This is a genomic window from Dyadobacter chenhuakuii (assembly GCF_023821985.2).
Lineage (GTDB): Bacteria > Bacteroidota > Bacteroidia > Cytophagales > Spirosomataceae > Dyadobacter > Dyadobacter chenhuakuii.
The window spans coordinates 593,491-606,375 of the sequence record NZ_CP098805.1 but is presented as its reverse complement, the minus strand read 5'-3'; the positions used below and the strand labels follow the sequence as shown (position 1 = coordinate 606,375).

At 47.4% G+C, this 12,885-nt stretch carries 7 protein-coding genes; 4 read left to right on the top strand and 3 right to left on the bottom strand.

Annotation, left to right across the window (positions count from 1 at the left end):
* Window positions 1–12: 12 nt before the first annotated feature.
* Complete coding sequence (locus NFI80_RS02505) at window positions 13–3,306, bottom strand: SusC/RagA family TonB-linked outer membrane protein (RefSeq protein ID WP_235165103.1); 3,294 nt, start codon at window positions 3,304–3,306, stop codon at window positions 13–15.
* 332 nt (window positions 3,307–3,638) lie between these two features.
* Here NFI80_RS02505 and NFI80_RS02500 point away from each other — a divergent pair, with 332 nt between their 5' ends.
* From NFI80_RS02500 to NFI80_RS02485, 4 genes are all read left to right on the top strand, one after another.
* Window positions 3,639–7,073 carry a hypothetical protein gene (locus NFI80_RS02500; RefSeq protein WP_235165021.1) on the top strand — a complete coding sequence of 1,145 codons (3,435 nt, stop codon included), beginning with the start codon at window positions 3,639–3,641 and terminating at the stop codon, window positions 7,071–7,073.
* A gap of 236 nt (window positions 7,074–7,309) precedes the next feature.
* Window positions 7,310–7,723, top strand: a complete 414-nt coding sequence (locus NFI80_RS02495; protein WP_235165022.1) for an XRE family transcriptional regulator — start codon at window positions 7,310–7,312, stop codon at window positions 7,721–7,723.
* Complete coding sequence (locus NFI80_RS02490; RefSeq protein ID WP_235165023.1) at window positions 7,720–8,763, top strand: PDDEXK nuclease domain-containing protein; 1,044 nt, start codon at window positions 7,720–7,722, stop codon at window positions 8,761–8,763. The genes NFI80_RS02495 and NFI80_RS02490 overlap by 4 nt, the downstream gene beginning before the upstream one ends.
* A gap of 309 nt (window positions 8,764–9,072) precedes the next feature.
* On the top strand, window positions 9,073–9,639 hold the full coding sequence (locus NFI80_RS02485) for a cupin domain-containing protein (protein ID WP_235165024.1): 567 nt from the start codon (window positions 9,073–9,075) through the stop codon (window positions 9,637–9,639).
* A gap of 71 nt (window positions 9,640–9,710) precedes the next feature.
* On the opposite strand, the gene NFI80_RS02480 is transcribed toward NFI80_RS02485, so the two are convergent.
* Together NFI80_RS02480 and NFI80_RS02475 are read right to left on the bottom strand one after the other, a co-directional pair.
* The gene (locus NFI80_RS02480) at window positions 9,711–10,619 is read right to left on the bottom strand and encodes an alpha/beta hydrolase (RefSeq protein WP_235165025.1); all 909 of its coding nucleotides are present in this window, start codon (window positions 10,617–10,619) and stop codon (window positions 9,711–9,713) included.
* Window positions 10,620–10,661: 42 nt separating this feature from the next.
* Entirely contained in the window at window positions 10,662–12,860 is a 2,199-nt protein-coding gene (locus NFI80_RS02475) for an alpha-galactosidase (RefSeq protein ID WP_235165026.1), read from the bottom strand.
* Window positions 12,861–12,885: the final 25 nt, after the last annotated feature.

The window sequence follows — 12,885 nt, the reverse complement described above, 5'->3', positions numbered from 1 at the left end:
CATTAAGAAGCATTACAAGCCGAAATTCAGGCCCAGGTTGTAGCCGCGCGTCACCGGGTAATTGCCCACGTCAATCCCGAAGGCCGAGTCAGACGAGCCACCCACGGCCGGGTCAAGTCCTGAGTATTTAGTCACCGTAAAGAGATTTGTTGCGGACAGCGAAACGCGCAAGCGGCTCATGCCGATCTTTTTCAAGGCAGTGGCCGGCAATGTGTAACCCAGGTTCAGATACTGCATTCTGGCGTAAGATCCGTCTTCCACATAGTAGGAGTTGGCTTGCGTGTTGGTGCTGAAATTCCCGGCACTTTCGAAGATCGGCACAGTGGCATCGGTGCGGTCGGGCAGCCAGGAATCTTTCACGCGTGTGCTGAGCGCGCCGCCTGTAAATGAGGGATAAAAGTCTGTAAACCAGCGCTGGTTGTTAAATATTTTGTTACCCAAAGAAGCGTAGATATTGGTGTTGATATCAAAGCCTTTATAAGACAATCCGAGTGAAATACTACCGGTAAATTTCGGGACCGGACTGCCCAGGTAAGCGCGGTCAGCGTCGTTGATCTTACCATCATTATTAAGGTCCGCAAAGCGGAAACGTCCAGGCGCAGCACCGGCCTGCGTAGGTGCGGTTGCAACTTCTTCTTTGCTGCTGAAAAGCCCTGCCACCTGATATCCGAAGAACTCGGAAAGCGTATGACCCACCTCATTACGCACAACGGGCGTACCCAAGCGGGTTCCGCCGCCTGTGAAATAGGGAACCAGTGGCGCAATGGCCGTGATTTTATTCTGCAAAAAGCTCCCGATCGCCGTCACTTCATAGTTCAGATCGCCGATCAATGCGCCGCGGTTCGAAAGCAGAAGATCAATTCCCTGGTTACGCATGCTGGCTACATTCACAAATGGCGCGCTGGCCCTTACACCCACAACGCCCGGCAATGCCAGCTGATAAAGCAAATCACGCGTGTCCTTGCGCCAGAAATCCACCACGATTTCGAGTTTGTTATTGAAAAGCGCACCGTCGATCCCAATGTTGGAAGTGACGCTGGTTTCCCATTTGGCATCCTGGTTGCCGATTTGGCTGGTGTAGTAACCCGGCGAAATGGTGTTGTTTGTCGCTCCAAGATCATATCCGTTTGCCGCGTTGGAAGCGAAAAGATTGAACTGGTTGGTTGAGCTCAGGTAATTGGAATTCCCCATTAAGCCATAACCGCCCCTTATTTTCAGGTCTGAGATCCAGTTGATGTTCTTCATGAAATCTTCGGAAGAAACACGCCATGCAGCCGAGAATGCGGGAAAAACGCCGAAACGGTTATTGGGTGAGAATTGCGATGAACCATCTCTGCGAACGACTGCGGTTACAATGTAGCGGTCATTGTAAATGTATTTGGCCTGACCAAAAAGTGAATAAAAGTTATTTCCCTTGGAGTTTCCGCTATTAACCTGACGCGTCGTGCCGGGCGTGGTTGTACTAAGCGTCACGTAGTCCGGATCGGTCGAGAACGGGTTAAGGCCGGATCCGCTGATGTTCCTTCCGGCGCCTGTGTTCAATGATTCGACGCCGGCGAGCGCATTGATCTCGTGCTTGCCGAATGTCTTTTTGAATGTGGCCGTGTTGGTAAATGTCCATGCTAATGCAAAACCAGATCCTTCGTTATAGCTGAAATTGGCAATGTTCTCCGCATTTTCATAGGTGGAACGTGAAGAGCTCGTGCTGTAATTGTTGAAATAAGTGCCGCCAATGCTGCTGCGTAATGTCAATGATGGAATGACATCATATTCCAGATAGGCGTTACCAAAACCGTAAATGGTCCGGTTCAGGTTATTAGCAGCGGCTTCTCTGCTGGCCAGTGGGTTCCTTGGATTACCTAAACCCGGAGCTGCCGTTCCGCCATATCCGCCGAATGCGTCGTAAACCGGCACGATCGGCGCCATTCTGAATGCCGAGAGGATGTCGTTCTCGTCGGATGCAATACTCGAATTATTATTGGTGCTGTTCCCCAGCGAGCTGCCGGAATTGCCCTGTAAACCTTTTGCCCCAACATAGGCCAACTGAATGTTCTCGCCAAACCGCAGCTTCTTGCTCAAATCAAACTCAGTATTCGTCCGCAATGTGTAACGGGAAAATTTATTATTGATCACAATCCCGTTCTGCTCCTGCATGCCCAGACTCACATAATAACGACTAAAATCCGAGCCGCCTGAAAATCCGAGCGTGTGGCGCGTCATAGGTGCTGTTCTGGTGATGGCTTTGTACCAATCCGTACCTTGCTTGTTGGCTTCCATAACCAGATAATACGGGCCGTTTGCCGGATTAGTATTGTATTTTGCGCGTTCTGTTTCCAGGTTAACGGCTGATGCCGGCTGCCCAACTTTCCCTCCAACCAGCAGATAGTCAGGCAAAACAGGTGTACTCCCGGAGCCATACTGACCATTGGCAATGCCTGCAAAGCTGTTAGGCCCGATCGCTCCCCCACTTTGAAAAATGTCATTTTTCCTGGCCTGCCAAGTCCAGTCTGCCTGTTCCTGCGGATTGAGTATGTCCTGGCCTTTGCCAGGATTGGTAACGCCATACAATCCGTCATAGCTAACTGACAGCTTCTGCGCCTTCTTCTGCCCTTTTTTAGTTGTAAGCACAATGACACCAGCCGCAGCACGTGCTCCATAAATAGAAGCAGATGCTGCATCCTTTAATACAGTCGTTGATTCAATGTCATTAGGATTGATAAACTGAATGCTCTGCGTAGGAACGCCATCCACAACATACAGCGGCTGATTCCCGCCAAAAGATCCGAATCCCCGGATCCGCACCTGGCTGGACGTTCCCGGCTGACCATTTGAAATAACGGTAAGACCTGAAACGCGCCCCTGCAACTGCTGCTCCACATTGGAAGAAGGCACAACCTGCAATTGCTGCGGCTTTACGGTCGAAACAGCACCCGTAACCTGGCTGCGGTTTTCCGTCGAGTAACCTGTAACGACGACTTCGGTTAATGTTGCAATGTCATCTTCCAGTAAAATGGTAATGTCAGAGCTGTTACCGACATTCACTTCCTGCGATTTGTAGCCGATAGAAGAGGCTACGATCACGGGATCAGGCCCTTCAATGTTGATGCTGAAATTACCATTAGCATCCGTGGTAGTGCCGGTTTGTGAACCTTTAAGCAAGATATTAACACCCGGAACAGCCCCCGCGGCGCTGTTAACCTTGCCAGTCAGAACACGGGCGTTCTGTGCAAAGACATTGAGTGCCAAAAGCATCAATGCACCCAGAAGCACATTCGCTTTCAGTGCTTTGTAAAAAATTTCTTTCATGAAGAAAAGGCTTTGGATCGCGAAACGTGATTGCGCAGTTTCGCATCGTGCGCAAAACCTCGTGTCAGAAGGCACCTTGTCTAGAATAGCTGCCATGCTAAAACTGGTTTCAAAGCCTAAGTGCAGCAAGCCGGGCCGATTATCCCTTTAGGAAGAAAATATTTTATTTAAACTATACAATCCCGCGCCATAAAATAAGATTAGCATGTTCCTTCCAGCCAATTGATTTGATGGTAATTATAGCGGCCGCATAAATTGTAGTTTTAGCATGCCTCCCATTAATTTCCGAAGCGCCAATCGGTCAAATCGTTCCACTTTTTAACTATACCGCTATGTCAAATCTAGTTCAGCTTGTACAAAATTTTAAAAATCCGGTAGCACTCCGGGTAACTTCCGGCAGCGACAAAGTGATCATTGCCCAAAGAAACGGGAGGTTTTTTTCCCTGGATATTGCGGCGAGTACTTCGTCCCCCATTTTTAGCGTCAGGGCCAAAATAAATTCCTTTGACCTTGCGGACGACGATGATACATTATATATGGTGGGGCCCGCTTGCGGGCTATTAAAAGGAAAGATCAGCGGAGGTAATGTGAGAAGGCTTCTGCGAAATCCCGTTAACCCGACGAATGTGCTCACACTGAGCGACCATTCCCTCTTGGTAACGGAGGATAGCGCAAGTGGCCGCCTGTTTGCATTGACGGAACTGCCCAGCGTGCTGAACGTGCTCTCCGCAGATCTGAATAAAGCTGTGGTTGTATTGAAACAGGAAACTTCGGGAAGAATTTTCGTGGCAGAAAATTCGAACGGAGGCCGCATTCTGGAAATAATCATCGGCGATGTGCCGGTTGTGATTTTCGATAACCTCGGAGAAATTGCCGACGCCTGCTGGACAAACAATCAGCAGAACCAAGTATTTATCGCTGAAAAATCCGGAGACCGCATCTTATATGCTGATTTGTCGCAACCTGGCATTGCCCCCATGGAAATCTTCACAGGCATAGCACATCTCTGGGCAGTTCAGGCTATAGATGACGAACGCATTGTGATCGGGATGAAGGAGGAAGTCCTGATTGGCAAACTGAATTCTGATCCGGTTACCCTCAGAGTCCCCGACGGCGAGCTTTTCATTTCGGGATGGGTACGCGTTCCGGTGAAAATCAACAATCCTGCCATCAGCTTCGATGATCTGGAATTTATTGTTCACCCCAAAGAATCCGGCGCCATGGTCTCTATTTCAAGAGATAACAGCTTCAACCCTGCTGAGCCCGATATCATGCTGGCTGCGGGCTGGATGACGGGAAAGCATAAACTTGAAGTAATCCATCAGGGCAATTCCATCGCAACCGCAATATTTAATGTGCTCGAAAACTGGACGAACGAGGAATACGGGCCATCGGTTACAACATTTGGCAGCATTGAATCGGGGCCATCGGGCGGGACCTGGGGCGGGCCCGACAGCGGCGACTTTCAGGTCCCGCAGAATGTAAATGTTATACCGGCCCTTGGTACACGTAATATCGGCCTCGTTCTGGTAGATACTTCCAGCAACCGTTATCCCGGCGGCGCGGCTTTGAATACGATCATAAATGGTTTTCAGGATGAGATGGTCAATGGCGTAGGCGTGCTGAACCAGTCTGTTGTGCGGTATTATAATGAGGCTTCCGGAGGACTTTTCAATGTGAACCTTGTTGGGATAACGCAGCCTGTTATGCTGCCCAATGCCTGGGAATCTTACTTTACTTTTGACGATACGTGGATAGCCAATCAAGATCTTGACTCGACCATCATATCTCTTATTGTACAGCAAAACATCATTGCCCAGCAAGCAGGTAATGCTCCTTTTTTGGACCTTTCGCAGATTGATTCACTGATTTATGCCGTGAGAAGTGTGCCCCGCACCGCACCGGACGACGATCTATTTGTTTGGCCAAGAGCTTCTCTCACAAACATTCAGCAGCTCGTAGGGGTTGACCTTACGGCTCCTATTCCTATTCCGCAATATCGTGGCGTGGGAAAAGTTTTCATGCCGGACGATTGGGCAACGCGGGATGGTGCCCGCCAGTTTCATGAAACCGTAATTCATGAGCTTGGGCATAATCTCGGCCTCAATGATCAGTACGATCAAAATTCTTTCAGCGCGGATGCGAGCAGTCGCATTACAGGATTTAACCCCAATGAAAGCTGGGAACTGATGACCTGGGAGCGTGACCTGCCGCTGCCTTCTGCCGCACACCGGCTGATGCTCGGCTGGCTTAACCCGAACCAGATCCGGATGTATAACTTTGGCGTTTTTGGTGCGATAGACGAAAGTATCACCTTGCATGCAACCATGGCAGGGCCGGTCCCGGCGGGTCGTTTTGCCGCCGCCGAAGTACGCCTCGAAGATGGTAAAAATTATTATTTTGAATACCGTCCCGCTGTCTCCGGGGTTACGGCCGACCATAATCCGCCAAAATCCAGGGCCGTGCTGGGAACTGAGGCGCTGTTCCGTTCAACGAATCCGAGCGACCGGCCTAATATTCTTCGTGTGGAGGAAGACGCCGACGCGGTGACCGATGAGGGCTCGTTTTCACTCTCACAGGATTTCAAGGACAGGGATACCACAACACCAGGATTTGAACAGGATTTTATTGTGGATGTTTCCAATACCACCGCCGACTCTGCAACCATACGCGTCCGTTACGCGGCCGACCTGAAACCCGACCCTGCATTAACCCCGTGGTCGCCGGGATCAAACTGGCAAAGTCCTGACATTGAGGTCCTCAATGGGCGTAATGCATCGGACCCTGCATTCAGGAACATTCCCTGGGAAGGGCACAATAACACAGTTATCGCCCGGGTTACCAACCGCGGTTCCAGTGATGCCCACAGTGTTACGGTGAAATTTTTTGCCAAAGATTTTACATTTGGCGGAGGTACGGAGTCGCCGCTGGGTGAGCAGACACTGGATGTGCCGGCAGGTTCGACGGTGACCTTTACGGCATCGGATATATGGAGTCCTGCCACAGTCTCGTTCCCCTTTGGCTCCGTTCAGTATAACCAGCACGCATGTTTGGTTGCGCGAATGGACCCGTTTCTCGATTCGGTCAGTAATATATGGGAGGTTACTCCCGAGAACAACGAGGCTCAATCCAATTACACATGGATGGCCTCTACCACGAGCTCGCCGGCATCAAGGGAAGCGACGGTACTTGTAGCAGAAAACACATTAAAACACCCCGCCTTCGTTTATTTCACAATCCACCAGCCGCACCCGTTATTCCGCGTATACCTCGATCACCGCTGGGTTTTCCTGCAACCAGGTGAGAAAAAGCAGATCCTCGTAATGACGGAATCCCTGCTTGGCGACGCCCGTTTCAGCTATATGACCAAAAACCTCATCCGGAGGGAACGCAGGATTACCACTAATCTGCGCCTTTCTGCACTCGGCGATACGGGAAATACGTGCGCTGCCGAAATCATCGGCGGCGCAACCTTACTCGTGCTCACCGGCTTAGGCACTCATTTCAAACGGTTTGAAGCAGAGCATGGCCTGGCATTTGGAGAGATTGTACGAAATGACAACGGGGAAGGCGTGAATGGGAAAGTGATCGTTTCCATCAAGGGAAAGGACCGAAGCGGACGAAAAGGCGAAACGTTCAAAGAAACAACGGTCACAAACGGAATATTCCGTGTAGAGATCGGCGACCAGCGCGATGTCACGGTCCAGGGACATTACCTCGGGCAAACGATACTGACACCCTGCGATAGTAAAGAAATAGATTTGTGAAAACGCCCGGTAAAGCCCTTCCCCCAATGGAGAAGGGCTTTGTATATGATCTCGTTGGCGAAAAATTTCATCAGCGTTTTCATTTTGCGGGACAAATGTTGCTAGCCCCGCGATTCAAAAAGTAACGCTGGATTGACCTAACCGCCCGGTAACTTACATTTTGGTTCGCGTAAATTATCCGGAAACTTCCCAGGAGATTTACATAAATTGCCTTTTTAACCAAACACCCGTTCCAGATGACACATACTACCTCCAATCCCAAGATCCACGAAGGCCGCAACCTTAAAAGATTTCGGGAAATGCTCGCGATCAAACAAGACGCCCTCGCATTCGAACTAGGCGAAGATTGGAACCAGCAAAAAGTCTCCCTACTCGAACAAAGGGAGAAGATCGATTCCGATATTTTGGAGCAGGTGGCGGCGATTTTGAAAATCCCGGCTGAGGCGATTCGGAATTTTGATGAGAATCAAGCGATCACCGTTATTTCAAGTACATTCAATAACAATTCGGCTGTCGTAAATAATAATCCCGTTTTCCATCCAATTGACAAGATCATTCAACTTCATGAGGAGAAGATTGCTTTGTATGAGCGGATGTTGAGGGAGAAGGATGAGATGATGGAAAGGTTGGAGAAACTATTAACACGATGATCGACTCCAAGTCTCCGGAAATGTCCTTAATACAGGATGTTGTTCGCATTTTACAATCTGCAAGACAAAATGCTTACAGGGCCGTCAATACAGCAATGCTTGAAGCTTATTGGCAGATAGGAAAAAGAATCGTGGAAGAAGAACAGTTTGGAGAGATCCGAGCTGCCTATGGAGAAGGCATTATCAAACAACTTTCCAAGGACCTAAGTCGCGAAATCGGTAAAGGGTTTTCAGTAGCGAACCTTGAAAATTTCCGAAAATTCTACCTAACTTTTTCTGATAACCAAAAATCTTACGCAGTGCGTAGGGAATTGAGCTGGACACATTACCGGCTCATAATGAGGGTCGAAGATCCTGCGGCACGAACATATTATGAGAATGAATGCGCCGATCAAATGTGGAGTACTCGGACGTTGGAGCGTAATATCAATTCCCATTATTATCAGCGTTTGCTCTCTTCTCAAACCAGGCCAGAAACATCGATTCTCAATCAAAATTCTGACAAAATTCTCTCTAACGATTTTATCAAAGACCCCTACGTTTTTGAATTCTTAAATATCTCTGAACCAATAAATGCATTAGAGCAAGACATTGAAAAAGCCTTAATCGGAAACTTGCAGCATTTTTTACTCGAATTAGGAAAAGGTTTTTCCTTTGTCGGACGACAGTTCAGAATAAGCACAGAAACAAGTCATTTTTATATTGACCTCGTTTTCTACAACTATCTTCTTAAATGCTTTGTACTTTTTGATTTAAAAACAGGCAAGCTAACACACCAGGATACCGGGCAAATGGATATGTATATTCGAATGTTTGACGACCTGAAAAAACAAGATGATGACAATCCCACGATCGGAATTATTCTTTGTACTGAAAAAGATGAAACTGTTGTAAAGTATAGTATTTTGAATGATAGCAAGCAGTTGTTCGCTACGAAGTACATGCTTTATTTGCCAACAGAGGAAGAATTGATTGCAGAAATTGAGCGGGAGAAGCGGGCTATTGAAAATACACTGGAAAAGGAACGCAAAATACTTTAAATCAAACGATAAGCAAAATAATTAGTCACATAAACTCCTGACCGCGAATTTGTGCAAGTGGCACTTGCACAAATTATCTGGTACCATCATCAATCCGCACAATCTTTGCGGCTGCGCCCTCTTTCCAACTTATTTAAAGGTAGCGCTCCACACCTCCCCCATCCTTACATTAGTTGCGCTTCTCCTCTAAAATATCAGCTTAAATAAAAAACGCAAACGCTGCGCATCCATTTAGCGGAATGCGCACATTTGCCCCTTTTTTGAATGCCTTTTAACCCGAACAAATTAACTTTCAACATTCATCATCCTATGAAAAGAAACGCATTCATTGGCAGTATGGCTGTCATTAGTTCACTTCCTACCCTTGTATTTGCTAAGGCAGCGGCATTAAGGGGAGTGATTGCAAAAGTATTTAAAACGAAGGCGGGTGAAGGGCGTAAGCATGGGCACATTCAGTTGAAGGGCGTCAATGCGAATGTGTTGGATGTTAAGGTTTCGGGTAGTGATACGGATGGTGGTTTTGCGATTTTTGAGCAAACTTCGCTCAGTCAAGGCCGTGGAACGCCTCTACATGTGCATCCGGGCCAGGACGAAGTTTTTTATGTGCTTGAAGGCGCGTATGAATTTCTTGTTGATAAGGAAAGATTTAGCCTGACGGCTGGTGAGAGTATCTTTCTTCCGCGGGCAGTTCCCCACGCCTGGACCCAGGCATCGGCCAAAGGCAAAATGCTGGTGACATTGCAACCGGCTGGAAAATTGGAAGATTTTTTTGTGCAAATGGCGGCGCTAACCAGCGATCCTTCGCCTCAGGAAATTGCCAAAATATTTGAACAAAACGAAATGAAGGTGGTAGGGCCACCGTTGAAACTGGACTAATAGTGGCCTCTTTCTCGGGCAATTGGGTTTAACTATTGATCATCAATCGCATTAGATCCGGTTAAATACACTTACTTTTTCTGAACCATCCCAATGTCCTTTAACCACCCTAAAAAGCTCTCAGGCCAGTATTTCAGGGTTTCTCCTTTTGTAAAATCCATGGCAAATCCATGTGAGCCTTTGTTGTAAATATGCATTTCGGCTGGAATTTCTGCTTTCAATAACGATGAATAAAAATCAACACATTTGGCGGCTGTGGTTAACCTATCGTCGTGGGCATTGATGAGAAAAACCGGGGGACAACTTTCCTTTCGAACCGTATAAGTTTTTAGAAATGCAGCATAGAAAAGACCTGCGAAATTGGGTTTCCAGCTAACCGTGCCGGGTCCTGCATTGATTTCGTCGGTTGCTGCTAGTTCCACCGCCAAGGTTCCACCCGCCGAAAAACCTGCTATGCCAATTTTATTGGGATCAATTTTAAGTTTAGCTGCATCTTTTCGCAAAGTGATAATGGCCTGCTTTGCGTCATCGAATGCAGCTGCGAAATAGGTTTCTCTGGGGATTACAAAGTTTTTGCTGCTATCTCTGGTATTCAGGCGATACTTTAACACCAACGATGCCACGCCCCGTTCTTTTAGCCAAAGTGCAAGGTCAGTTCCTTCCCGATCGAACCAGTTATCTACAAAACCGCCTCCGGGACATATCACTACGGCGACCCCCGTTTCCTTTCCCGGCGGTGGCAAATGCAGAACGTAAGTAGGAACGGACACTTTGCGAAAGACCCGGTTCTTTTTTGAAAGCGACTGAGGATTTACATCGAAATTAACCACCTCTTCGCCAGTAGCATATTTCACGGGATTATCTGTGATACCCGATGGCCACAGTGGTTTTTCTTCGGATGTCTGGGCATCAGCGGTAAATCGCAGGATTAGTGAAAGACCGAGTGTTAAAAGCGTTGTTGATATGTATTTCAGGTTCATAGCGCAAGATTTATGATAATAAACTCTTCAAAAAACGACCCCCTAAATCGCCTCAATCTCCAACACTACACTCGTTCTTCTCGCATTAACAACCGGATTGAAACCGGCCGTCATCAGATATTCTCCTGAATAAACCTGATCTTCTTTGATGGCAGATTTGGTCCCAGGATAGAGATTCAATTCTCGTACTTTATAATTCTTCGTTGCGTCCAAACCTTCCAGCCGGATCGGCGTATCAGAACCGTCACCATTTCTGTTTCCGACCAAATAGGAGAATAGAATGGCTTTGGATTTGTTTTTCGCCGCATACATCAATGCAGCGTAATCGTTTTTCTTAGGGTCGATCAACCGGAAAAGATCACCCTGGAAAATGACGTCTTTGACTGCATTGTAATTGGCGACTGCCTGCTGGCTGAATTGCAGATCTTTCTCATTTAAATGACTGACTACAATGTCATAACCCAGCCGGCCCATCATTGCCACATCGGTACGGAATTTTAAAGGCTGTTTTCCCCAATCGGTTACGTGTGCGCTTTGCGCAATCGAGGGAAAGAAGTAGGAATATTCCCATTGCATAAACACACGTTCCAATGGGTCGGTGTTGTCGCTGGGCCAGAATTCTGTGAAATATTTCAGCGCTTCATAATCCACCCGGCCACCGCCGCCCGAGCAAAGCATCATGGGCACTTTCGGATATTTCGCCCGCAGCTTTTCCAGAACTTTATACAGTCCTTTTACATAGTCAACATAAAGCTTGCCCTGACTTTGCTTGTTTTTTTCGAGGTAAGCTGAGTAAGGGTTGAATGTGGTTGCATTGCAGTCCCATTTGATGTAGGCGATGTCCGGATTTTCCGTAAACAGTTTATCCAGAATGCCATACACAAAATCCTGAACTTCCGGGTTTGACAAATCCAGCGGCAGCTGGTTGCGCATGTAATGTTCGGGCCGCTGCGGTTGTTTGATCACCCAATCCGGATGTTTTTCGTACAACTCACTTTTTGGATTCACCATTTCCGGCTCAACCCAGATCCCGAATTTGATTCCTGTTTTCTGCGCTTCCTTCACCAGATAGCCAATCCCGTTTGGCAATTTCTTTACATTTTCCTGCCAATCTCCCAAGCCGGCTCCGTCGGTGTTTCTTGGATATTTGTTGGCAAACCAGCCATCGTCCAACAAAAACAGATCAACGCCCAGCTTCTTGCCATCTTTGAAAAGCTCAGAAAGTTTGTTTTCATTAAAATCAAAATAAGTGGCCTCCCAGTTATTCAAAAGCGTCATTCTGGTGCCCTCCCCGTCTAGGATGCGGTATTTTCTGGCCCAGTTATGCAGGTTGCGGCTGGCTTCTCCTTTTCCGTTTTCTGAGAATGTGTAGATAAATGAAGGTGTTTTAAATTCCTGTTTCGGTGCGAGCGGATATTCTGAGGAGTATGGATTTATACCCGCGATCAAGCGCAGATTATGATACGAATCAACCTCAAATTCCATTTTGAAATTGCCTGACCAGGCCAGTGTTCCCAAGAGAACTTTCCCTTCCGTTTCTGTTGCCGGTTTATCAAAAGACAGGGAAAACGTAGGCGGCTGATAAAGATTGGCGCGTGTTCCCAGTTTGGAATCCAGCACCCGGATTCCGGCTGTCAATTGCTCTTCTTCCGGGTTCATTTCTTTGGCCCATGTGCCATTGTAATGCGTCAGATAATAATCTTTTGCGATGAAATAGAGATTGGCGGAAGCGTATTTTTGAAGCGTTACGGGTTTCTTCTCTTCGCTTTTGATCACACTCCACTGCTCCACCACATTTTCCTGGAAATATGTTTTGTAAAAAAGTGTCACCTCCACTGCATACACCGGATCTTTCAAAACAATGCTCGTTAGACTGACATTGTCGTTTTCCTTTACGGTTTTGTGGCTTACATAAACAAGATCCAGTGATTTATTTCCATCGCCATGCGTCAACTGCAGCGCGGGTTCGGAGACATTCCACGTTCCCGCCGGAGTATAAGCCGAGCTATAAATCCCCGCATTTCCATCCTGTTGGCGGCTCTGAGATGGAATGAGTTTGTACTCTGCGGGCTGACTTAGTTTTTTTCCGAAATAAGTGATTTCAAGATGATTATCCTTGTCAGTTTGCAAGACCAGCACATTCTGTCTGGTTTCAATCGGAATAATGGTTGGCGCATTCTGGGCAAAAGAGCTGGATGCGGTTACCGCCAGAAATACGCTGTTAAAAATATGCTTATACACAACTATACTATTTGATATGGATTGA